The organism is Pseudobutyrivibrio sp. 49 (assembly GCF_900100545.1).
Lineage (GTDB): Bacteria > Bacillota > Clostridia > Lachnospirales > Lachnospiraceae > Pseudobutyrivibrio.
This window is the reverse complement of the sequence record NZ_FNDP01000006.1, coordinates 48395-72432: the sequence shown is the minus strand read 5'-3', so window position 1 is coordinate 72432 and position 24038 is coordinate 48395. Positions and strand designations below refer to the sequence as shown.

Here is a 24038-nt window from a genome sequence, read left to right as displayed (position 1 = left end):
TAATGTTATTAAGTGGTTCAGAAATAATTATAGAATGTTTAAAAGAGCAGGGAGTTGACACAGTATTTGGTTATCCAGGCGGTGCAATCCTTAATCTTTACGATGAGCTTTATAAGCACAAGGATGAGATTCATCATGTGCTTACAAGCCATGAGCAGGGGGCTGCTCACGCAGCAGATGGTTATGCCAGAGCAACAGGTAAGGTTGGTGTGTGTTTCGCAACAAGTGGTCCTGGAGCAACAAACCTTGTAACAGGTATTGCAACAGCTCACATGGATTCAGTTCCAATTGTTGCCCTTACATGCAATGTTACATTACCTCTTCTTGGTAAGGATTCTTTCCAGGAGATTGATATTGCCGGTATTACCATGCCAATTACAAAGCATAATTTCATCGTTAAGGACATCAGTGATTTGGCTGAGACAATCCGCCGTGCATTCCTTATTGCAAAGAGTGGTCGTCCAGGTCCTGTACTTATCGATGTTCCAAAGGATGTTACAGCTCCTACAAATAAATATGAATATATGCCAATGAAGCCAATTCCAGCAGGACGAGTTAAGAAAGACATCACAGAGAAGGCTTTAAATGAGGCAGTAAAACTTATTAAGAAATCTAAGAAACCAGTCATCTTCGTAGGTGGTGGTGCAGTTCTTGCGAACGCATCAAAGGATTTAAAGAAATTTGTAGACTTAGTTGATGCACCAGTTTGCGACACACTTATGGGTAAAGGTGCTTTCAACGGTACAGATGAGAGATACCTTGGAATGCTTGGCATGCATGGAACAAAGGCATCGAATCTTAGCGTTTCTGATTGTGATTTGCTTATCGCTATTGGAACAAGATTCTCAGACAGAGTTCTTGGAAATCCTGAAAAATTTGCAGCAAAGGCTAAGATTCTTCAGTTTGATGTAGATCCAGCTGAGATTAATAAAAATATCATGACAGACCATGCAATCATCGGTGATGTTAAAGAGACTCTTTCAAGACTTAATAAAATTCTTGAACAGCAGAGTCATGAGTCATGGATGAAGAATGTAAAGGCTCTTGTAGAAAAGTATCCTCTTACGGTTCCAAAGGAAGGCTTATCAGGTCCATACCTTGTGAGTGAGGTTTACCGTCAGACAAAGGGTGATGCAATCATTGCTACAGAGGTCGGTCAGCACCAGATGTGGGCAGCACAGTTCTACAAATATAAGAAACCACATCAGCTTCTTACATCAGGTGGACTTGGAACAATGGGATATGGCCTTGGTGCAGCAATCGGCGCTAAGACAGGAAATCCTGACAAGACAGTTATCAACATTGCAGGTGATGGTTGCTTCAGAATGAACATGAACGAATTGGCAACAGCAAGCAGAGAAAAGTTGCCTCTTATAGAAATTGTTGTAAACAATCATGTACTTGGAATGGTTAGACAGTGGCAGACTTTGTTCTACAACAAACATTATTCAGCAACTGTACTTGACGATGGGGTAGATTATGTCAAGCTTGCAGAGGCTATGGGATGCACAGGCGTACGCGTAACAACTCAGGAGGAATTCTCCCAGGCGTTATCGGAGGCACTTCGATCCGATAAGCCAGTGCTTATTGACTGTATCATCGACAGCGATGACAAAGTATGGCCAATGGTAGCACCGGGAGCACCTATTAATGAGTTCTTTAAAGAAAGTGATGTTTAAAATCGAACGGAGTGAAGATTTTGAACATCAGGAGGCCGAAGGCCGACGAAAGGAGATTTATTGTAATGAGCAGAGTTTTCAATTTTAGTGCAGGACCAGCAGTATTGCCGGAGGAGGTTCTTAAGGAAGCAGCAGATGAGATGCTTGATTATAAGGGCTGTGGCATGTCAGTTATGGAGATGAGCCATCGTTCCAAGGTTTTTGATGAGATTATCAAAGATGCAGAAGCTGACATCAGAAAGCTTATGAACATTCCTGACAATTACAAAGTTCTTTTCCTTCAGGGTGGAGCCAGCCAGCAGTTTGCAGCTATTCCTATGAACCTTATGAAGAATAAGAAGGCTGGTTATATTATCACAGGTCAGTGGGCTAAGAAGGCATTTCAGGAAGCAAAGATGTACGGCGAGGCTGTAGAGCTTGCATCCTCAGCAGATGAGACCTTCAGCTATATTCCAGATTGTTCGGACCTTCCTATTACAGATGATATGGACTATGTATATATCTGTGAGAACAATACAATCTACGGCACAAAGTTCAAAACTCTTCCAAATACAAAGGGTAAGGACTTGGTAGCAGACGTTAGCTCATGCTTCCTTTCTGAGCCAGTTGATGTAACAAAGTACGGCATCATCTATGGTGGTGTTCAGAAGAATGTAGGACCAGCAGGTATGGTTATCGTTATCATCCGTGAGGATCTTATCCGTGATGATGTTCTTCCAGGCACACCTACAATGCTTAAGTATAAGACACAGGCAGACAACGACAGCCTTTACAACACGCCTCCATGCTACGATATCTACATCTGTGGCAAGGTGTTCAAGTGGCTTCTTAAGAATGGCGGACTTAAAGCGATGAAGGAGCTTAACGAGAAGAAGGCTAAGATTTTATATGATTACCTTGATTCTTCAAAGCTTTTCAAGGGTACTGTTAGAAAGGAAGACCGTTCACTTATGAATGTTCCTTTTGTTACAGGTAACGAAGAGCTTGATGCTAAGTTTGTAAAGGAGGCTACAGCAGCAGGATTTGTAAACCTTAAGGGACACAGAACTGTTGGCGGTATGAGAGCTTCTATCTACAACGCAATGCCAATCGAAGGTGTTGAGAAGCTTGTTGAGTTTATGAAGAAGTTTGAGGAGGAGAATGCCTAATGTTTACTTTTAATTGCTTAAATCCAATTTCTGACAAGGGCTTAGAGCTCTTCTCTACAGACTATAAGAAGGTTGAGAACATCAGCGACGCAGATGCAGTCTTAGTACGTTCAGCTGCTATGCATGACATCGAGCTTGGTGACAAGCTTGCATGTGTTGCTCGTGCTGGTGCAGGTGTAAATAATATTCCACTTGATAAGTGCGCAGAGGAAGGTATTGTTGTTTTCAATACACCTGGTGCAAATGCAAATGGTGTTAAGGAGCTTGTTTTTGCTGGAATGCTTCTTGCAAGCCGTGATATCGTTGGCGGTATCAACTGGGTACTTGATAACAAGGATGATGAGAACATTGGCAAGACTGCAGAGAAGGCTAAGAAGGCTTTCGCTGGTACAGAGATTGCTGGAAAGAAGCTGGGTGTTATCGGACTTGGTGCAATCGGTGTAAAGGTAGCTAACGATGCTAACCGTCTTGGTATGGAAGTTCTTGGTTATGACCCATACATTTCTGTAAATGCAGCTTGGAATCTTTCTAGAAATGTAAAGCACGTTACTAACGTTGAGGACATCTATAGAGAGTGCGATTTCATTACAGTTCACGTACCACTTCTTGATGCAACAAAGGGCATGATTAATAAAGAGGCTGTTCAGATGATGAAGAAGGGGGTTGTTATTCTTAACTTTGCCCGTGATCTTCTTGTTGATGAGAAGGCTGTACTTGACGGCATCGAGGCAGGAAAGGTTCGCCATTACGTAACAGACTTTGCAAATCCAACTGTTGCTGGTAAGAAGGGTGTTATCTGTACACCTCACCTTGGCGCTTCTACAGAGGAGGCTGAGGATAATTGTGCAGTTATGGCAGTTAAGGAAGTAATGGATTACATGGAGAATGGAAACATTACTCATTCAGTAAATTATCCAGACTGCGATATGGGAATCTGCTCTGCAGAGTCTCGTGTGGCTATTCTCCACAAGAATAAAGCCGGTCTTATTGCTTCGTTTACTACAATTCTTAGTAACGACAATGTTAACGTTGAAGATATGACAAATAAGAGCCGTGGCGACTATGCGTATACACTCCTTGATTTAGGCTCAAAGCTTAGCGATTCAGTTGTATCAGAAATCGAGAAGGTAGAAGGAGTAATAAAAGTAAGGGTGGTTAAATAAAAATGGCGACGATATTACCATTTAAGGCTATACGTCCAACTAAGGAAGAGGCTGCTGTTATAGCAGCCCTTCCTTATGATGTTTATAGCAGAAAAGAAGCTTACGAGAAGGTAAAGGAACAGCCAAATTCATTTCTTTCAATCGACAGACCAGAAACACAGTTTGCCGAGGATGTAGATATGTATTCTGATGCTGTTTATAACAAGGCGGCAGATATGCTAAATCAGTGGATTAGTGATGGCCGCTTTATGCAGGATGCTGATGATTTTTATTATGTTTATGAGCTCACCATGGATGGTCGCTCGCAGACTGGAATTGTCGCATGCTCATCTATTGATGATTATCAGAATTCTGTAATTAAAAAACATGAAAATACAAGAGCGGAAAAAGAGCAGGACAGAATCAGACACGTGGATACCTGTAGCGCTCAGACAGGACCAATATTTTTGGCATACAAGGCGGATTCTACCATCAGTGGAGTAGTTTCAAAGATAAAGAGCCGCCAGCCAGTATATGATTTTACAGCGGAAGATGGGATCAGACATCGATGCTGGGTTATTGATAGGATGATGGATAAGGCTTTGATTGCCACAGCTTTTGATAAGATGGACAGCATCTACATTGCTGATGGTCATCATCGTGCAGCCAGTGCTGTGAAAGTAGGATTAAAGCGCAGAGCTGAGAATCCTAATTACACAGGAAAAGAAGATTTTAATTTCTTTTTGTCAGTGCTCTTCCCAGATGAAGAACTTAAGATTTACGATTATAACAGAGTTTTAAAGGATTTAAATGGACTTGCACCAGAGGAGCTTTTAGAGGAGCTTGATTCAATCGTAGAAATTTTAGAAACTTCGGATTGTCCAATCAGACCAAGAAAAAAAGGTCAGTGGAGCATGCTTTTAGAGGAAACCTGGTATTTATGCCAGGTTAAGTCTGAGCTTATGGTGGATGACCCGGTAGAAGGACTTGATGTATCTCTTCTTCAAAATCTTGTTTTAGAGCCACTTTTAGGCATCACAGATCCTAAAACAGACGACAGAATTGATTTTGTCGGTGGTATAAGAGGCTTGGAGGAATTGGAGCGTCGCTGTAATAGTGATTGCAAAGTGGCTTTTGCTATGTATCCAACCAGTATTCAGGAACTGTTTGATGTGGCTGATGCAGGACTATTAATGCCACCTAAGAGTACCTGGTTTGAGCCAAAACTGCGTAGTGGATTATTCATCCATAAAATATAGAGTGAAATAATTTTATAAAACACCTTGTAACTATCAAGCTCTTAGTGTTACTCAAGCGAAGCTTTCTTCAGCTGAGCGGAGTAATATCTAAGGCTTGAGAGTGTAACAAGGTGTTTTTTTGATGGCATTGTGCTATAATATTACGGATTGTAAGTAGGGAGGAATAATAAATGTTATTATTGGAAGCTACCCCTGTAACAGCTGAGGAATTAGTGGAAGATATTCAAAAAGGTGTTCTTCAGCAGCAGATAGAAAATTTAATTCCTAAATTTTGGAGTTTCTTTTGGTGCGCAGTATTAGCGCTTATTGTTTTTATAATAGGTACACAAATCATCAAAGGAATCATAAAGCTTTTTCATAAGGCTATGAATCTTCGTGATGTTGATCCAGGAGTTGAGACATTTCTAGAATCAGTTCTTAAATGGATTTTCTACATTATCTTAATTACTATCATATTAGGATTATTTGGAGTTACCACTACATCAATATCTGCAGCGGTAGCAGGTCTCGGTGTCACCATCGGTCTTGCCTTGCAGGGGGCGCTCTCTAATTTTGCAGGCGGCGTGCTTATTCTTTTGATGCACCCATTTAGAGTTGGAAATTATATTATTGAGCATGCAACAGGTCAGGAAGGCAAAGTAGAGAAGATTAATATCATCTACACTACTCTTAAAATGATAGATGGCCGTATGGTTCAGATTCCAAATGGTACACTTTCATCGGCTTCTCTGACAAACTGCACTTCTATGACAAGAAGAATGTTTAATGAGACAGTTGGAATCAGCTATGACAGTGATATTAAAAAGGCAAAAGAGATTATGATGGAGATTGCTGAAAAGCAGGACCACATCATTACATCAGAGCCAATTCAGACTTTCGTTTCTGAACTTGGTGATAGCGCAGTTCAGATAGGACTTCGATTTTGGGTGGAGACAGAATACTTCTGGCCTACAAAATGGGCAGTATTAGAGGAAGTTAAAAATAGATTTGATAAAGCTGGTATCGAGATTTGCTTTAATCAACTTGATGTACATATAAAGAAAGATTTATAGGAAAATTTTGAGTAACATTAGAAGGGACTAGAAGGGGTAATACTAATTAATGAACAAAGCATATGAATTATTAAAGGAAGAAAAGCTTGAGGGGCTGGATTCCCTCGGATTTATTTTTGAACACAAGAAGACAAAGGCTAGAATTTGTTTTATTTCAAATGACGATGATAACAAGGTTTTTTATGTAGGATTTAGAACACCACCTAAGGATTCTACTGGTGTAGCACATATTGTTGAGCACACAGTTCTCTGTGGTTCAGACAAATATCCTGTTAAGGACCCATTTGTTGAGTTGGTAAAAGGAAGCCTTAATACTTTCCTTAATGCCATTACATATCCAGACAAAACTGTATATCCAATTGCCAGCACCAATGACAACGATTATATGAACCTCATTGATGTATATATGGATGCAGTTTTCCATCCAAATATCTACAAGTATCGTGAGATATTTGAGCAGGAGGGCTGGCACTATGAGATGGAAGATGAGAACAGCGATTTGACAATTAATGGTGTCGTTTACAACGAAATGAAGGGTGCATACTCTTCACCAGATGATGTTCTTAATCGTCAGATTTTGAATTCGCTTTTCCCAGATACTACTTATGCTATTGAGTCAGGCGGAGATCCAAAGGAAATACCTAATCTTACCTACGAGGATTTCCTTGCCTTCCACAGCAAGTATTATCATCCAAGCAATTCATATATATATGTCTATGGTAATGTTGATATAGATGACCTTTTAGAGTATTTAGATACAAAATATCTCCGCTACTATGATTATCTCGAGGTAGATTCTGAGATTCAGATGCAGAAGCCTTTTGATAAGCCGGTGGAGAAGACTATTGATTATTCTATTGCCGAGGATCAGGAAATCGAGAACAACGCTTATCTTTCTTACAACGTATGTATCGGCGATGTTTTAGATCCTAATATGTACCGTGCATTCGATATATTAAATTACGCTTTAGTTTCTGCGCCAGGCGCTCCACTTTACCAGGCACTTATTGATGCTAATATCGCTGAGGATGTAGAGTGTTCTTTTGAGTCCTCACAGCGTCAGATGTTCTTTAGCATCGTAGCTCGTGGAGCCAACGAAGAGGATAAGGATAAGTTCGTTAATATTATTGAGAGCACTCTTGAGAAGGAAATCAAAAAGGGTATTGATAAGAAAACTCTTTTTGCTTCCATTAACGGAGAACAGTTTAGAGCAAGAGAGTTGGACTTCGGTAGTGCACCAAAGGGACTTATTATTGGTCTTCAGCTTTTAGACAGCTGGCTGTACGATAAGAACCAGCCATTCTTACATCTTCATTCTGTTGAGGTATTGGAGAAAATTAAATCTAGGGTTGAGAACGGACTTTTTGATTATATTGCTGATGTTTATCTTCTTTCTAACAACCATAAATCAATTGTTACACTTCGTCCAAAGCAGGGACTTACAGGTGCCGATGATGAAGAGCTGAAGAAGCATTTAGCATATGTAAAATCAAAGCTTTCTAAGGATGAGATTAAGAAAATCGTAGAGCATACAGCTTACTTAAAGGAATATCAGGAGACTCCTTCTCCAAAGAAGGACTTAGAGAAGATTCCAATGCTTTCACGCTTAGATCTTAGAAGAAATGCTCGTCCTATAGATTTGGCAGTTTATGATGAGGATGGCACTGCCTTGCTTCATCATAAGGTTAGCACAAATGGAATACATTACTTTAACATGGTGTTCGATATCAGTGATATTAGTGCTGAGTGGATTCCATATGTGTCTATGCTGGAACGCTTCATCGGTTTGATGGACACAAAGAATTACACATACACTGATTTCACTAATGAGATGTATCTCCATACTGGTGGTATCACTACAAACACCGGTATTTATGAGGTGAATAATACAAAGGATGAATGTAGAATGACCTTCGAGGTTCGTTCTAAGTTTATCTACGATGAGGCAGATGCTGCTAAAGATTTGGCAATGGAGATGCTTCTTCACACAGATTTCTCTGATGAGAAGCGTTTGAAAGAGCTTATTATAGCTGAGAAATCTCACATGGAATCAAATATCAGTGGCAGAGGTAATTTGATTGCTGCAACAAGAGCCAGATGTGGTTTCTCAAAGAAGGCAGCTATCTCAGAAACTGGCAGTGGAATTTCCTTCTATCGCTTCTTAGTGGACTTAGAAGAGAATTTTGACAGCAGAAAAGATGAAGTTATATCTAAATTAAATTTATTGAGTAAATATATCTTCTCTAAATCAAGATTGATTGTATCCTCTACCGGAAAGAGCGAGGTACTCAGTCAGGCAAAGAGATTAGTGGGAGAGATTAAACCACTTCTTTCAGAGGAGAAATATGATTTCGGTGGCTTTAAGTTTGAGGAGCACGAGGTAAAAGAGGCGCTTAAAGATGCTTCGCAGATTCAGTACGTAGCCATGGCTGGCGATTTCAGAAAGGCTGGCTTTGAATATAATGGCGCCTTTAAGATTTTAGGTACCATTCTTGGTTACGATTATTTCTGGATTAAGGTCAGAGTTCAGGGTGGTGCGTATGGATGTAACATGATGCTTAGTCGTCAGGGTGACTTGGCCTTTGTTTCATACCGCGATCCAAATCTTACAGAGACCTTAAAGGTATTTGAGGAGACAGGAGATTACCTGAGAGCCTTCGAAGCTGATGACAGAGACATGACGAAATACATTATTGGAACTATCAGCGGAATGGATACACCTCTTACACCTTCCCAGAGAGGACTTAGGGGCTTGAGCTGTTACATGTCAGAGCTAAAGCTTGAGGATCTTCAGAAAATTCGTGATGAAGTCCTTGATGCTACAGTAGAAGATATCAGAGCACTGGCAGCACCAATTGATGCAGCCGTAGCTCAGCACCATATCTGCGTAGTCGGTAATGAAAATGTGATAAATCAAAATAGTGAATTGTTTAGTTCAATAGAAAGTTTATATTAGAGGAAAAGTATGAGTAATTTTAAATCGGGATTTGTAACAATTGTAGGTCGTCCAAATGTTGGAAAGAGCACACTTATGAACCACATTATTGGTCAGAAGATTGCTATCACCAGCAACAAGCCACAGACCACTAGAAACCGCATTCAGACTGTTTATACAGATGAAGAGGTTGGTCAGATTGTATTTCTTGACACACCAGGTATGCACCAGGCAAAGAATAAGCTTGGAGAGTACATGATGTCTGCTGCCAAGAGCACAATCAACGATGTGGATCTTATTCTTTGGCTTATTGAGCCAGATACAAAGGTAGGAGCTGGAGATAAGAAAATCGCAGAGCTTCTTTCCACAGTAGATGCGCCAGTTATCTTAGTTATCAACAAAATCGACATGGCTGACGGTGCAAAAGTTGGAGAGACAATTCAGGCCTTTAAGGATTTGTGCGATTTCATCGAGGTTGTTCCAGTTTCTGCTCTTCACGGTGAGGGCTGTGACGATCTTCTTTCTACTATATTTAAGCATCTTCCAGAAGGACCTGCTTTCTATGACGAGGAGACAGTTACAAACCAGACTCTCAGAGAAATCACCGCAGAGATTATCAGAGAGAAATCACTTCATGCCCTTAACGACGAGGTTCCTCATGGTATAGCAATTGCTATTGATACTATGAAAGAACGTCCAGGTAAGAAGGCAATGTGGGATATTGAAGCTACTATCATTTGCGAGAAGACTTCTCACAAGGGCATTATCATAGGAAAGGGTGGTGCCATGATTAAGAAGATTGGTACTAATTCCCGCTACGAAATTGAGAAGCTTTTAGATGCTAAGGTTAATCTTAAGCTCTTTGTTAAGGTTAAGAAGGATTGGCGAGACAGCGATTACGAGCTGAAGAATTTTGGATACAAAAAAGAGGACTTATAATCAATGGGACTGGTTACCCTTACTGGAATAGTGCTTTCCAGCTCTGATGTGGGAGAATTTGATAAGAGACTTGTGATTCTTACCAAAGAATCAGGCAGGGTGACAGCTTTTGCCAAGGGAGCGAGAAGGCCAAATAACCCAATGGTTGCCGCCTGTTCTCCATTTTGCTTCGGTACTTTCGAGGCCTTTGAAGGGCGGAACTCCTACCATATTTCAAAAACTAATATCACAAATTATTTCAGAGATTTGGTACTGGATTATGAAAAGGTTTGCCTTGGTTCTTATTTCTTGGAGGTAGCGGATTATCTTTCCGTTGAAGGAGTAGATGAGAGACAGCGACTTGCACTTTTATATCAGAGTCTTAAGGCGTTGGAATCGGGAAAGTTTTCCCTTAGATTATTGAAAAACATCTATGATTTAAAGACATGGGTAATAGATGGTGAATATCCAAATGTTTTCCAGTGTTGTAGTTGTGGAAAAAAGGAAAATCTTACCACGTTTTCCATTAAACGACATGGAATGCTTTGTCGTGAGTGTGGCAATTTGGAGGCAGGTACGGATATTTCAGCGTCAACCCTCTATACTATGCAATTCATTGTTTCATCTAAGATAGAAAAGTTGTATACTTTTGTACTGAATAATGAAACGGAAGAAGAATTTACTAGAATTTTGTCCGCTTATAGATTAAACTATAGAGCGCACAAATACAAAAGCGAGGAATTTTTATGACACAAAGGAGACCTGCTGGAGGAAAAGGTGGTATGAGAAGTAGAAATGCCACTAGTCCAACAAGACAGGGGGTTGCTGCGAAGGAACTTCAGGCAGCCAGACGTAAAAAAAGACAGAGAGAAGTAATGCGCAACCGTATTATTTTCGGTGTTATTTGCGCAGCGTTACTTGCACTGCTTGTAACATTAGTTGTTAAGTTTGGTGGAGCTCTCATCGCATCAGGCGGAGCAGCAGATAAGTCCACTATTACATTTACACAGGATGGTCAGGTGGTATTCGAAGAGGTTACAGATTTCGATACACAGACTTATTCAAAGGCAGAATTCAAGAAATACACTCAGAATTTAATCAAAGACTTTAATGAGTCATATGGCAGTAAATCCATTTCACTAAAGAGAATTACTTTCAGAAAAGGGCAGGTTTACGTTAAAACTACCTATAAAGATGCTGAATGTTATGCAGCATTTAGTTCTTATAGCACTTATAATGGTTCCTACGAGGGTGCCGTTACAGCAGGGTATGATTTTAATGAAACATTTTCTATTGTAGATGGAACATCAAAGGCTACAGGTCAGACAATGGATGCTGACAGCACATTTGCAGGCTCAAAGGTTGCCATTGTTAAGGAAAATGTTAATGTAGTAGTCCCAGGAAAGATTACATATGTATCAGATACTTCTACAGAGGTTCTTGATGATCATACAGTTGGCATTTCACAGGCTGATGGAAACAACGATGCCACAGATTTAGTGTATATCGTATACACAGCAAAATAATAAATAAATATATATTTATATAGAGAGGAAATAATAATTATGGAAAAGACAATGGACAAAATCATTGCTCTTGCAAAGGCAAGAGGCTTTGTATATGCAGGCTCTGAGATTTACGGTGGTCTTGCTAATACATGGGATTATGGAAATCTTGGTGTCGAGCTTAAGAACAATGTTAAAAAAGCTTGGTGGCAGAAGTTCGTTCAGGAGAACCCATACAACGTAGGTGTTGACTGTGCTATTCTTATGAATCCACAGACATGGATTGCTTCAGGTCACCTTGGCTCATTCTCAGATCCTCTTATGGATTGTAAGGAGTGCCACGAGCGTTTTAGAGCTGACAAGATTATCGAGGATTTTGCAGCTGAGAACAACATCGAGCTTAAGGGTTCAGTTGATGGTTGGACAAAGGAAGAGATGAAGGAATTCATCGAGAACAACAATGTTCCATGTCCTACATGTGGAAAGCACAACTTTACAGACATCCGTGAATTCAACCTTATGTTCAAGACATTCCAGGGTGTTACAGAGGATGCTAAGAATACAGTTTACCTTCGCCCAGAGACAGCTCAGGGTATTTTCGTAAACTTCAAGAATGTACAGCGTACATCTCGTAAGAAGGTTCCATTTGGTATAGGCCAGATTGGTAAGTCTTTCCGTAACGAGATTACACCTGGTAACTTCACTTTCCGTACACGTGAGTTTGAGCAGATGGAGCTTGAGTTCTTCTGCAAGCCAGGCTCACAGGATGAGTGGTTCCAGTACTGGAGAAGCTTCTGCCGTGATTGGCTCCTTAGCCTTGGCATGAAGGAAGATGAGATGCGTCTCCGTGACCATGATCCAGAGGAGCTTTCATTCTATTCTACAGGCACTACAGATATCGAGTTCTTATTCCCATTCGGATGGGGCGAGCTTTGGGGTATTGCCAGCCGTACAGATTACGACCTTACACAGCATCAGAATGTATCTGGTCAGGATCTTACATACTTTGATGATGAGACAAATGAGAAGTATTTACCATACGTTATCGAGCCATCTCTTGGTGCAGACCGTGTAGTACTTGCTTTCCTTTGTGCAGCATATGATGAGGAAGAAGTTGGTAAGGATGGAAAGAGTGATGTTCGTACAGTTCTTCACTTCCACCCAGCACTTGCACCTGTTAAGATTGGTGTACTTCCACTTTCTAAGAAACTTAATGAAGGCGCTGAGAAGGTATTTGCAGAGCTTTCAAAGAAATATAATTGTGAATTTGATGACAGAGGAACTATCGGTAAGAGATATCGTCGTATGGACGAAATCGGAACACCATTCTGCATCACATACGATTTCGACTCTGAGGAAGATCACATGGTTACAATTCGTCACCGTGATTCTATGGAGCAGGAGCGTATCGCTATCGCAGACTTAGATGCTTACTTTGCAGACAAGTTCACTTTCTAACCATTTTTAAGGAGAGATGTGCTATGGAAAAATTAAATGTACAGGAGATCGAACTTGATGACGTAACTTCTACTGAGGATTCACAGCCAGAGGTAAACGTTACATCTATCGAGCTCGATAATGGCGAGGATTTATTACTTTCACAGATTGATGCTTTTCGCGAGAAGGCTACTCAGCTTCAGCAGCTTATTTTGGCAAAGGAACAGAAGGCTGCTGAGCTTGAAGCTCTTGTTCAGGAGAAAGAGGCTATTAATTTACAGCTTCAGGATGAACTTAATAAAAAACAAGAGGAAGCAGACAGCTTGGTTGCTGATGTTGAGACTCAGGTTGACAGAATGATGCAGGTTGTTAAGAACAATATGGATCAATTAGAGCTTGACATTAAAGGCCAAGTGAACGATAATCAAGAGTCCTATGAAACACATAACAGAAATCTTCAGGATACTCTTAGAAATGTTTCAGAAGGCCTTGATAGTATTCAGTGCGAGCTTTCAGAGAAAACTCATTCTGAATCAGTTCATTTATATCGCTTGATTCAGGATCTCCTTAAGGAGCACGATAAGAGCGAAGAACAGTCAGTGAAAGCTTTAGAGCATTATAGCTCACTTAAGAAGCTTATTATTGCAGCAATAGTTCTTCTTGCTGCAAATCTTGGGGTTGGTATTGCGGGTTTATTACTTTCATTTGGAATTTTATAGTATAGTTTTATTTTAACGGAGGTACTATGCCGAATACGGTTTATATTATTGGACACAAAAACCCTGACTCAGATAGCGTTTGCGCAGCTGTAGCCTACGCATATCTGAAAAACGCCACATCAAATAATGGCACTATTTACGAAGCTAAAAAGGCGGGTCAACTCAACGAGGAGACCCGCTACGTTTTGGAAAGATTCAACATCCAAGAGCCAGAGACAGTTATGGATGTTGGCGCTCAGTTGACAGATATCGAATATCGTCGTCTTGAGCCAGTTGATGGTCACATTTCCCTTAAGAAAGCATGGGAGCTTATGCTTGAGAGAGATGTAGCTACACTTCCTGTAGTAGGAAAGACAGGAAAGCTTGAAGGAGTTATCGTAAACGGAGATATCGCATATTCATATATGGATATTTACGACAATAGCATCCTTTCACGTGCCAGAACACAGTACAGCAATATCATTGGCACATTAAACGGAAACCTTGTTACAGGTAATCCACACGCTTATTTTGTTAAGGGACAGGTTGTAATTGCTTCAAGCAACCGTGAGGACCTTATGGATGATATCAACGTAGATGATTTAGCAATCGTTGGTAACATCACAGCTCGTCAGGCTATCTGTATTGAAGCTGGATGTAGCTGTCTTGTTGTTTGCGGCGCAAGCCATGTTGAGCCTGAGATTATCAGACTCGCAGAGGAGCATCAGTGTGTACTTATCACAACAGAGTACGATACTTTCACTGTTGCCCGCCTTATTCACCAGTCAATGCCAATTCGTCAGTTCATGCAGAAGGACGACATTGTTAGCTTTGAGTTAGATGATTATGTAGATGATGTTCGCGAAATCATGAAGTCAGTTCGTCACCGCGATTTCCCAATCTTAGATGAGAACAGACACTATGTTGGAATGGTTTCACGTCGTCTTCTCTTAAATATGCAGAAGAAGCAGGTTATTCTTGTTGACCACAACGAAAAGTCACAGGCCGTAGATGGTCTTGATCAGGCTGAGGTACTTGAGATTATCGATCACCACAGACTTGGCTCATTAGAGACTGTTTCACCTATCTACTTTAGAAACCAGCCTGTAGGTTCTACAGCAACAATCGTTTCTATGATGTATGAGGAAAAGGGGGTTGAGATTCCAAAGCATATCGCAGGTGTGCTTTGCTCAGCTATCATTTCAGATACACTTATGTTCCGTTCACCTACATGTACTCCTGTAGATGAGGCAAAGGCTAGAATGCTTGCTGATATCGCAGGTGTTGATGTTGTTGAGCTTGCTACATCAATGTTTGAAGCTGGAAGTGATTTCAAGGATAAGACTCCAGATCAGATCTTCCACACAGATTACAAGATTTTCAACAGCGGAGATATCAACTTTGGTGTTGCACAGGTTAGCTCAATTTCTAAGGGCCAGCTCAATTCTATCAAGGATGGAATCAAGAGCTACATGGGCACATTAAAGGATTCTTCAGACTTAGATGCAGTATTCTGCATGCTTACAGATATTCTTAATCAGTCAACAGAGCTTCTCTTTGTTGGTGATGATGCTGATAAGATTATTGCTGATGCATTTAGATTACCAGTTTCTGATGACAGCTACATTTTAGAGGGTGTTGTTTCTAGAAAGAAGCAGCTCATCCCACCTATTATGGAGTCACTTCAGGAATAAAATAATATTGGACTTCAAGAATTTTTTGCAAAAAATTCTTGAAGTCCTTGTTTTTGCATTATCCACAGTATATAATTCATTTATCATCAAGGTATAATTCATTAGTCGATTCGACTTTTAATTCCATGACGTAAATAATTTGTTTAATTATAAATTTAAGGAGAGTTAAATGAGAGAAAAATATGAGAGTTTAGCGGTTGCGGTGCTACGTGATTTGGCGAAGGCTAGAGGAATAAAAGGCGTTTCCTCTATGAAAAAAGCCGATTTAGTAGAAGCTATGCTTGCACAGGACGAAATCGACGCAAAAGAAGCAGCAGCTAAAGAAACTCCAGCAAAGGAGACAGAGTTAAAAGCGGCTCCAGCAAAGGCAGAGAACGAAAGAATGCCTAGACCAGAGCGCCCTAAGAGACCAGAGCGTCCAGAACGCACAGAACGTCCAGAAAAGATGGAAAAATCTGAGAAGGTAGAGCGAAACGAAAATGTACCTCAGGATATTCCTACAGATGGACTTCTTTCTGCCAGCGGTATTTTGGAGGTTATGAGTGACGGCTTCGGATTTATTCGTTGCGATAACTACATGCCTGGCACTGAGGATGTTTATGTTTCTCAGTCACAGATTAAGAAATTCAATCTTAAGACTGGTGATATTATCATTGGAAAGAAGTGTTTCAATAATCCAACTGATAAGTTCGCAGCTCTTATGATTATCGATACCATCAACGGCTACGATCCAGCTGCAGCCTGCAGAAGACCAAACTTCGAGGACCTTACACCGATTTTCCCTAATGAGAGAATTCGTTTAGAGCGTCAGAAGAGTTCTGTAGCAATGCGTATTGTTGATCTTGTGAGCCCTATTGGAAAGGGACAGCGTGGTATGATTGTTGCCCAGCCTAAGGCAGGTAAGACCACACTTTTAAAAGAAGTTGCTACTTCGGTTAATTATTCACACCCAGATATGCATCTTATCATCTTGCTTATCGATGAACGTCCTGAGGAAGTTACAGATATGAAGGACACTATGAGAAACAGCAAGAATGTAGAGGTTATATATTCAACCTTCGATGAAAGTCCAGAGCACCACAGACGTGTTTCTGAGATGGTTATCGAGAGAGCAAAGAGACTTGTTGAGCATGGTCAGGATGTTATGATTCTTCTTGATTCCATCACAAGACTTGCACGTGCTTACAACCTTACAGTTCAGCCATCAGGACGTACACTTTCAGGTGGTCTTGATCCAGCAGCACTTCACATGCCAAAGAAGTTCTTTGGTGCAGCAAGAAACATGAGAGAGGGCGGCAGCCTTACAATCCTTGCTACAGCCCTTGTTGAGACTGGTTCAAAGATGGATGACGTTGTATACGAGGAATTTAAGGGAACTGGTAACATGGAGCTCATTCTCGACAGAAAGCTTTCTGAGAAGAGAATATTCCCAGCTATTGATATCACAGCATCAGGCACACGTAGAGAGGATCTTCTCCTTTCACGTAAGGAATTAGATGCTATGGAAATTATGCGACGAGCTATTAATAGTGCTCGCAAGGAAGACGCTATAGAGACTATCTTGAATATGTTTGCCCATACCAAGTGTAATGATGATTACATCGATATGGTTATTCGCAAGAGAGTCATATAATATATTTTGGTTTTACAGCATAAGGTATTATGAAGGGAGAGCAATATGGCATCAGTAGACGAAACAGCGGTATTTTTACACAAGCAGTGGAATGGTAAAATCGAGACCACATCAAAGGCACCTGTTAGAAACAGGGAGGATTTATCCATTGCTTACACTCCAGGTGTAGCGGCACCTTGCAGAATCATTGCAGAGGATAGCGAGGAGGCTTACAACTACACATTAAAGGCTAACACAGTAGCGGTAGTATCAGATGGTTCAGCAGTTTTAGGACTTGGAAATATCGGGCCACTTGCAGCAATGCCTGTTATGGAGGGCAAATGTGTACTGTTTAAGGAGTTTGGTGGTGTTAATGCATTCCCTATAGTATTAAGTACTCAGGATCCAGATGAGATAGTAGCAGCAGTAAAGGCCATTGCTCCTACCTTCGGAGGAATTAATCTTGAGGATATTTCTGCTCCAAGATGTTTTGAAATCGAAGAGCGTTTAAAACAGGAATTAGATATCCCTGTTTTCCACGATGATCAGCACGGAACAGCTATTGTTGTTTTGGCAGGTATCATCAATGCCTTAAAGGTAGTAAAGAAGGATAAGGAAGCATGTAAGGTTGTTGTTAACGGAGTAGGTTCAGCTGGTGTTGCAATTACAAAGCTTCTCTTAACATATGGCTTCAAGGATGTTACAATGTGTGACCGTCAGGGCATCATTGGTCCAGATTATCCAGATCTTAACTGGATGCAGAAGGAAATGACAAAGGTTACAAACCTTTCTCATAAGACAGGTACACTTGCAGATGCACTTGTAGGAGCAGATATTTTTGTTGGTGTTTCAGCACCAGGAATCGTTTCAAAGGAAATGGTTTCTTCAATGGCAAAGGATTCTATCCTTTTTGCTATGGCAAATCCAACACCAGAGATTATGCCAGACGAGGCAAAGGCAGCAGGTGCAAGAGTTGTTGGTACAGGTCGTTCTGATTTCCCAAATCAGGTAAACAATGTAGTAGCATTCCCAGGTATCTTCAGGGGTGCTTTGGAGGCTCGTGCCACAGCTATCACAGAGGAGATGAAGCTGGCAGCAGCAAATGCTATAGCAAATCTCGTTGATGAGAGTCAGCTTTGTGACGAGTTTATCCTGCCAGAAGCCTTCGATCCACGTGTGGCTGTAGCAGTATCACACGCAATTAAGGCCTTGGTCTAAAGTAAGTTTTTTTCAGGAGGGACACCATGGCAGAACCAACCATGATATACAAGATAACAATACTAGAATTACTTCATCGAAGTGGTTTCCCGCTTAGCAATAGCCAGATTACTGATTTCTTCCTTGAGGGAGATTTAACAGATTATTTTACAGCCCAGCAGGCTATAAGTGATGATGAGGATGCAGGGCTTATAAAGTCAGTTACAAATCACAACAACACTACCTACTCTATTACTGAGGATGGTAAGAAGACACTTGAGCTTTTCAAGGAAAAAATTACACCAGCCCTCTCAAAGGATATTAATAAATATCTTAAAGCTAATTCTATTTCCATGAAGGAGGAAAACTCCTATAAAGCTACATATTTTAAGGCTGATAGAGGCGGCTATGTGGTACAGCTTAGAATCACTGAAGACGATGTGCCTACAATGGATTTGTCATTCCACGTAGCTACTAAGGAAATGGCAGAGACCCTTTGTAATAATTGGAAAGTTCGAAGTGATGAAGTTTTTGCATCAATAATGGATATCCTAATGCAGTAAATAGTAAATTTTTTAACCAATCATAAAAAAGTACCCTTTTTTTAGGGTACTTTTTTTGTGTCCAAAAAATTCTTAACTAATTTACGAAAATTATTCTATTCAATTTAAGTTGTGCTTAATGTAAATTTAATTTAGATGTGAAGAAAATGTGTTCATTGGGATGAACAGAAGGGAGAAGCTATATGATGTCTAAATGGGGAAAGCGCGCTTTGGCGGGAGTTCTTTCGTCTGCAATGATATTTACTGCGGTCCCAGCAGCTGGGATAGTGGCCTTTGCAGAAGAAGAAAATCATGTGACTGAAGCGGCAGAGGAGACTGAGGATGAAGATGAATCAGTTCAGAATGAAGAGAAAGAGGAGGAAGATGTAGAAGCAGAAGAATCAGAAGCACTTTCAGAAGTTGAGGAGGAGCATTTGGAAGGTGCAGAAGTGCCAGAAGAAGATGAAATAGAAGATGATAAGGAAGTAAAAGAATTATTCCATTTTACTATGGATAATACTACCGGCGGATTACAGAGTGGGGATTATTCTGCAGAGGTGGTTGGTGAAAAGATTTCAGAGGACAAAGATGCTAAGAAGAACAAGTCACTCAAGTTTGAAGGTGGTTCTTGGCTTAAGGTCACTGACAGTAATGGAAAGAGTCCATTGACAGGTCTTGATGAAATCACAGTAAACTATTTCAGTAAAGGTGGAAATGGTGGTGCTGGCTGGTCACTTTTTGCAGTAAGAAATGATGAGACACCTAGTTATTTAAATAGCGAGCATTATTTTGGAATTCTTGATAAGAAGACTTCTATCAAGGTTGAGCGCTACAAGGTAGATGGTGGATCTCGTCCAGCTACCAATGATACATCTGTAAGAGATGAATGGAAGATGGTAACTGTTGTTTTAACAGAGGAAGATACTACTCTTTACGTAAATGGAGAAAAGGTCAACACAGTTGCTGGCACCGCAAAGCTTACAGATATTCTTCAGGACAACAGCACATTCTATATCGGTAAAGCTAACTGGGGTAGCGGAGAATATTTCTATGGAAATCTAGATGAGTTCTCTCTTTACAAAGGCGCTTTGTCAGATGAGGAAATTTTAGCAAAATATAAGGAAGGTCAGCAGGAGATTATTCTTTCTGATGAGGAGAAATGTCAGCTCGCTTATGATGAAATAGCCCTTCCTGTTACAAAGAATATTAAGGGAAACATTACACTTCCTACAAAGAATAGCTATGATGCGAAAGTTGTGTGGGAAAGTTCAAATCCTGAGATAATCAGCGATAAGGCAACAAAGGTTGTTGGCTACGATGATATGCCTGCAGGTGTTGTTAGGCGTGGCGCGGAGGTTTCTGAGGTTACACTTACAGCCACAATTACTGTGGGGGATGTTGAAAAGACAAAGACCTTTGACGTGACAGTTGCAAAGGCTCCTGAGAAGAAGAAGCTAGAGAACTATTTATTTGCATTCTTCCCAAGCAATTCCGAGGAGCAGCTTTATTTTGCAGCTGGCAAGGATCACCTTCACTTTACAGATTTAAATGATGGGGAGCCAGTACTTACATCTGAGATTGGTGACCAGGGTGTTCGTGATCCATTCATTATGAGAAGTGCTGAGGGTGACCATTTCTATATGATTGCAACAGACCTTAAGGTACAGACAACAGGCTGGAGCGTTGCTCAGTTTGGCGGTAGCCTTCGAATGCTTGTGTGGGAATCAGATGATTTGGTTAACTGGTCAAAGCCTCGACTTGTGGATGTTGGCTTAGATGAGAAAGCATTTGAGGACTATGGCAATGTGGGATGTCTTTGGGCACCAGAGGCAATCTATGATGAGAAGACTGGTGAGTACGTAGTATTTTGGGCTTCGATGGCAAAGGATTCAAGCCATCAGGTTACATATTATTCAAAGACACGTGATTTTGTAAACTTTACAACAGCTAAAAAATACATTGATAGAGGTGACAAGCAGCATTGCATCGACACATCAATGGTAAAGGCCAATGATGGAAAGTATTATCGAGTATCGGCTGACACAGTTGCAAATGGTGGACAGGAAGCAGCAATAATCCTTGAGTCAAGTGATTCAGTGCTTGGAAATTGGGAGCAGGTTGCTTATATCGAGGATATTCAGCCTGGTATGAAGAATTACGAAGCTTATACAAAGGATGTAAACAAGAAGTTTACAGGTGGCGTGGTTGAAGGTCCAGAGCTTTTCCCTCTTAATGATGGAAAGTCTTGGGGCTTGTATATGGATAACTATGGTGGAATCGGTTATATTCCAACCACCACAACAGATATTTCTGATACAACAGGTAAATCATGGACTGTTTATACATCAGACCAGTACGATTTTGGCTCACTTAAGAAGCGTCACGGAAGTATCCTTGGTATCACAGCAGATGAGTACAAGGCTGTTATGACTAAGTGGGGTACCGCAGAAGAGCCAGTTGTTCACGAAGATGAGCAGCAGGAGCCAGTCCTTTCATATGATTTTGAGACAGCAGATGGAAAGACAATCGCTGATGTATCTGGAAAGGGCAATAATGGTGAATTAAAGGGCAATGCTAAAATTGCAGAGGATTCTGAGAGAGGAAATGTTCTTTACTTAGATGGAAGCGGTAGCTTCGCAGAATTCCCAGAAGGCTTCTTTGATAACAGAGATGTATGCACAGTATCATTTGATTTGAAGCCAGATACTGTTAGTGGAAACTTTTTTAATTTCACTTTCGGTAAGGATAATTCAAAGTACTTCTATTTAAGAGCAAGAGAAAGTGACACCTATATGGGTATTACAAAGTCTTCTTGGCAGTCAGAGCAGGGGGTAACTGCAAATACAAAATCTGTAAAGAATAAGTGGACGAACTTTACAGTAGTATTTAATGATGATGAGATGCTTATTTATATTGATGGTGTTCTTTCTGGCACACGTGATATTTCTACAAAGCCTAGCAGCTTAGGAAAGAATCTTAAGGCATACCTTGGAAAGTCATTCTATTCAGGTGATGGTTATGTTAAGGGATGTTATGACAATGTAAAGGTTTATAATAGAGCATTATCAGAGAAAGAAATTGCAAAGGAAAATAATATAGTTTTAGAACCGCTAAAGAAGATTTCATCTAGTGATGTTACTTTTGTGACACAAAAGCTTGATAAGGCAAGCAAAGCGCTGACTCTCTTTATAAGCAAGAACAATACAAAGGGCGATATGAAGAATGCTCATCTTAACTTCACACTTCTTACAGGCGCAAAGGTGGTAGATGAGGAAGAGACATACGATTTAACAAAAGAATTTAAGCTTAAGGTTGAAGCAGATGGAGAGACCGTTGAATATACAGTTAAATCTGAGATGTGCAACAACCCGCTTCTCGGAGGACAGTTCGCTGACCCAGATATCGACTGCTTCGATGGTAAATACTACATCTATCCAACAACAGATGGTGTTGAAGGATGGGGCGGATATCAGTTCCATGCATTCTCATCAACAAACCTTGTTGATTGGGAGGATGAAGGTGTAATTCTTGATCTTAAGCAGGATGCAGACGAGAAAGTCCTCAATGATAAGGGCGTAGAAATCGCTGCGGTTCCTTGGTCAAACGGAAATGCATGGGCTCCAACAATTGAGAAGAAGAATGGAATGTACTATTTCTACTTCTGTGGACATGATACAGAGACTAATGCAAAGGCAATCGGCGTTGCATATGCAAAGAATCCAACTGGTCCATTTACTGTGTTAGATAAACCACTTATCAGCATTAAGACATGCAATGATGCAGGCATTCAGATGGGACAGGCAATTGACCCTTCTGTATTTACAGATGAGGATGGTACAAGCTATCTTTCATTTGGTAATGGAAAGGCTGCCATTGTAAAGCTTAATGAGGATATGATAAGTATTGATGCTGATACGATGGAAAATGTAACAGGGCTTAACAATTTCCGTGAATCACTTATAATCACATATCGCGACGGAAAGTATCATTACACATGGTCTTGTGATGATACAGGTAGTGAGAATTATTCAGTAGCATATGGTACAAGCAATAAGCTGGGTGGAAGAGTTGATTACAGAGGAATGCTTCTTCAGAAGGATACAGAAAATGACATTCTTGGAACAGGTCATCATTCAATCCTAAACATTCCTGGTACAGATGAATGGTATATTTGCTATCACAGATTTATGACTCCTCTTGGACAGGTGTCAGGTGGATTTGGTTATCATCGAGAGGTTTGTCTTGATAAGCTCACATTTGACGCTGATGGATATATGGCAAAGGTAACACCTACTAATAAGGGTATTACAGAGGTAGTTTATGTAAAGGGGCAGAATCCAGTTCCTACGCCAGAGTCAACACCTACACCTGCTTCATCGGGAACAGGTTCGGGTAGCAGTGCTGCTCCTACACAGTCATCTGGTCAGCGTGCAGGATCATCCACTACAACTACACAAACTGCACCAGCTTTAACGCAGGACGAGCTTACTACTATTGCTGATGCATTGACTCCACTTGGTATTTCAAGAAATAATGCTCCTTCAGCAGGCACAGTAAATAAAAAGGTAGCAGCAAATACAACTGATGCTACGACTGATGAAACTGTAGAGATAGACGAGGACGTAGAGGTAGCAGAAGAAAAGACAGAGGATACTTCTTCTGATGAACTTACAGAAACTGAATCTAATAGAGATATTGTTGATGAGGCTGTTCCAACATCAGCTCAGTCAAGCAATAGCTTGTCTCCAGCGGCAGTTATTGTTATTATCTTAGCAGCAGTTGCTGTATTAGCAGGTGCAGCAGTTTCAGTATTTAGATTTAGAAAAAATAAATAAGGCTTGCATTAGCACAAAATACATGCTACAATACTAGAGCTGTTAATCGGGATGAAATGCGAAGACCTCGCGTTTTTAGCAGTACTTACAGTTGGAAATTGTAAACATTTATTAAATGAGAGGTGAAAATCAATGAGACAGGGTATCCATCCAGATTATTATCAGGCTACAGTAACATGTAACTGTGGTAACACATTCGTTACAGGTTCTACAAAGGAGAGCATCCACGTAGAAATTTGTTCAAAGTGTCATCCATTCTACACAGGCCAGCAGAAAGCTACACAGGCTCGTGGACGTATTGACAAGTTCAATAAGAAGTACGGTATTGACGCAAAGTAGTTTGTTTTATGGACTTTTAAGGGTTGAGATGTTTGGTCTCAGCCCT

General features: G+C 40.6%; 17 protein-coding genes. All 17 read left to right on the top strand.

Translation table 11 applies throughout. The features are described from left to right. The first annotated feature begins 2 nt into the window (after positions 1 to 2). The 17 genes from ilvB to rpmE all read left to right on the top strand — a co-directional run bounded on the left by ilvB (position 3) and on the right by rpmE (position 23992). Positions 3 to 1679 (top strand): biosynthetic-type acetolactate synthase large subunit, encoded by a 1677-nt coding sequence (gene ilvB, locus BLP54_RS07215; RefSeq protein WP_090168170.1) that lies wholly within the window; start codon positions 3 to 5, stop codon positions 1677 to 1679. A gap of 65 nt (positions 1680 to 1744) precedes the next feature. After that, positions 1745 to 2827, top strand: coding sequence for a 3-phosphoserine/phosphohydroxythreonine transaminase (gene serC / locus BLP54_RS07210; RefSeq protein ID WP_090168167.1), 1083 nt, complete (start codon positions 1745 to 1747; stop codon positions 2825 to 2827). Then, positions 2827 to 3990 (top strand): phosphoglycerate dehydrogenase, encoded by a 1164-nt coding sequence (locus tag BLP54_RS07205; protein ID WP_090168165.1) that lies wholly within the window; start codon positions 2827 to 2829, stop codon positions 3988 to 3990. Before serC ends, BLP54_RS07205 begins: the two co-directional genes overlap by 1 nt. 2 nt (positions 3991 to 3992) lie before the next feature. Continuing rightward, positions 3993 to 5228, top strand: coding sequence for a DUF1015 domain-containing protein (locus BLP54_RS07200; RefSeq protein ID WP_090168163.1), 1236 nt, complete (start codon positions 3993 to 3995; stop codon positions 5226 to 5228). Positions 5229 to 5398: 170 nt separating this feature from the next. Continuing rightward, positions 5399 to 6280, top strand: a complete 882-nt coding sequence (locus BLP54_RS07195; protein WP_090168161.1) for a mechanosensitive ion channel family protein — start codon at positions 5399 to 5401, stop codon at positions 6278 to 6280. A 49-nt stretch (positions 6281 to 6329) separates the two neighbouring features. Continuing rightward, entirely contained in the window at positions 6330 to 9236 is a 2907-nt protein-coding gene (locus BLP54_RS07190; RefSeq protein ID WP_090168159.1) for an insulinase family protein, read from the top strand. Between the two features lie 9 nt (positions 9237 to 9245). After that, positions 9246 to 10154 (top strand): GTPase Era, encoded by a 909-nt coding sequence (gene era, locus BLP54_RS07185; RefSeq protein WP_090168157.1) that lies wholly within the window; start codon positions 9246 to 9248, stop codon positions 10152 to 10154. Positions 10155 to 10157: 3 nt separating this feature from the next. Next, positions 10158 to 10883 (top strand): DNA repair protein RecO, encoded by a 726-nt coding sequence (gene recO / locus BLP54_RS07180; protein ID WP_090168155.1) that lies wholly within the window; start codon positions 10158 to 10160, stop codon positions 10881 to 10883. Between the two features lie 32 nt (positions 10884 to 10915). After that, positions 10916 to 11659 carry a hypothetical protein gene (locus BLP54_RS07175; protein ID WP_143002006.1) on the top strand — a complete coding sequence of 248 codons (744 nt, stop codon included), beginning with the start codon at positions 10916 to 10918 and terminating at the stop codon, positions 11657 to 11659. Positions 11660 to 11698: 39 nt separating this feature from the next. Continuing rightward, positions 11699 to 13096: a glycine--tRNA ligase gene (locus BLP54_RS07170; protein ID WP_090168150.1), complete on the top strand. Its 1398-nt coding sequence runs from the start codon at positions 11699 to 11701 to the stop codon at positions 13094 to 13096. Between the two features lie 23 nt (positions 13097 to 13119). Beyond that, the gene (locus tag BLP54_RS07165) at positions 13120 to 13794 is read left to right on the top strand and encodes a hypothetical protein (RefSeq protein WP_090168149.1); all 675 of its coding nucleotides are present in this window, start codon (positions 13120 to 13122) and stop codon (positions 13792 to 13794) included. Positions 13795 to 13820: 26 nt separating this feature from the next. After that, on the top strand, positions 13821 to 15467 hold the full coding sequence (locus BLP54_RS07160; RefSeq protein ID WP_072913579.1) for a putative manganese-dependent inorganic diphosphatase: 1647 nt from the start codon (positions 13821 to 13823) through the stop codon (positions 15465 to 15467). Positions 15468 to 15636: 169 nt separating this feature from the next. After that, a complete protein-coding gene (gene rho, locus BLP54_RS07155; protein WP_090168147.1) occupies positions 15637 to 17100 on the top strand; it encodes a transcription termination factor Rho in 1464 nt (487 codons plus the stop codon). A 45-nt stretch (positions 17101 to 17145) separates the two neighbouring features. Next, positions 17146 to 18297, top strand: a complete 1152-nt coding sequence (locus BLP54_RS07150; protein ID WP_090168145.1) for an NAD(P)-dependent malic enzyme — start codon at positions 17146 to 17148, stop codon at positions 18295 to 18297. Between the two features lie 26 nt (positions 18298 to 18323). Further along, the gene (locus tag BLP54_RS07145; RefSeq protein WP_090168143.1) at positions 18324 to 18839 is read left to right on the top strand and encodes a DUF4364 family protein; all 516 of its coding nucleotides are present in this window, start codon (positions 18324 to 18326) and stop codon (positions 18837 to 18839) included. Positions 18840 to 19021: 182 nt separating this feature from the next. After that, a complete protein-coding gene (locus BLP54_RS07140) occupies positions 19022 to 23653 on the top strand; it encodes a family 43 glycosylhydrolase (RefSeq protein WP_090168141.1) in 4632 nt (1543 codons plus the stop codon). A gap of 132 nt (positions 23654 to 23785) precedes the next feature. After that, positions 23786 to 23992, top strand: coding sequence for a 50S ribosomal protein L31 (rpmE, locus tag BLP54_RS07135; RefSeq protein WP_015550865.1), 207 nt, complete (start codon positions 23786 to 23788; stop codon positions 23990 to 23992). Positions 23993 to 24038 lie beyond the last annotated feature (46 nt).

What these genes read in the sequence shown, in the direction of transcription:
- BLP54_RS07150 (WP_090168145.1), top strand. Translation starts at nt 17,146, where the DNA reads ATGGCATCAGTAGACGAAACAGCGGTATTTTTACACAAGCAGTGGAAT.
- rho (WP_090168147.1), top strand. Translation starts at nt 15,637, where the DNA reads ATGAGAGAAAAATATGAGAGTTTAGCGGTTGCGGTGCTACGTGATTTG.
- recO (WP_090168155.1), top strand. Translation starts at nt 10,158, where the DNA reads ATGGGACTGGTTACCCTTACTGGAATAGTGCTTTCCAGCTCTGATGTG.
- ilvB (WP_090168170.1), top strand. Translation starts at nt 3, where the DNA reads ATGTTATTAAGTGGTTCAGAAATAATTATAGAATGTTTAAAAGAGCAG.
- BLP54_RS07160 (WP_072913579.1), top strand. Translation starts at nt 13,821, where the DNA reads ATGCCGAATACGGTTTATATTATTGGACACAAAAACCCTGACTCAGAT.
- BLP54_RS07170 (WP_090168150.1), top strand. Translation starts at nt 11,699, where the DNA reads ATGGAAAAGACAATGGACAAAATCATTGCTCTTGCAAAGGCAAGAGGC.
- rpmE (WP_015550865.1), top strand. Translation starts at nt 23,786, where the DNA reads ATGAGACAGGGTATCCATCCAGATTATTATCAGGCTACAGTAACATGT.
- BLP54_RS07200 (WP_090168163.1), top strand. Translation starts at nt 3,993, where the DNA reads ATGGCGACGATATTACCATTTAAGGCTATACGTCCAACTAAGGAAGAG.
- BLP54_RS07195 (WP_090168161.1), top strand. Translation starts at nt 5,399, where the DNA reads ATGTTATTATTGGAAGCTACCCCTGTAACAGCTGAGGAATTAGTGGAA.
- BLP54_RS07190 (WP_090168159.1), top strand. Translation starts at nt 6,330, where the DNA reads ATGAACAAAGCATATGAATTATTAAAGGAAGAAAAGCTTGAGGGGCTG.
- BLP54_RS07140 (WP_090168141.1), top strand. Translation starts at nt 19,022, where the DNA reads ATGATGTCTAAATGGGGAAAGCGCGCTTTGGCGGGAGTTCTTTCGTCT.
- BLP54_RS07175 (WP_143002006.1), top strand. Translation starts at nt 10,916, where the DNA reads ATGAGAAGTAGAAATGCCACTAGTCCAACAAGACAGGGGGTTGCTGCG.
- BLP54_RS07165 (WP_090168149.1), top strand. Translation starts at nt 13,120, where the DNA reads ATGGAAAAATTAAATGTACAGGAGATCGAACTTGATGACGTAACTTCT.
- serC (WP_090168167.1), top strand. Translation starts at nt 1,745, where the DNA reads ATGAGCAGAGTTTTCAATTTTAGTGCAGGACCAGCAGTATTGCCGGAG.
- BLP54_RS07205 (WP_090168165.1), top strand. Translation starts at nt 2,827, where the DNA reads ATGTTTACTTTTAATTGCTTAAATCCAATTTCTGACAAGGGCTTAGAG.
- era (WP_090168157.1), top strand. Translation starts at nt 9,246, where the DNA reads ATGAGTAATTTTAAATCGGGATTTGTAACAATTGTAGGTCGTCCAAAT.
- BLP54_RS07145 (WP_090168143.1), top strand. Translation starts at nt 18,324, where the DNA reads ATGGCAGAACCAACCATGATATACAAGATAACAATACTAGAATTACTT.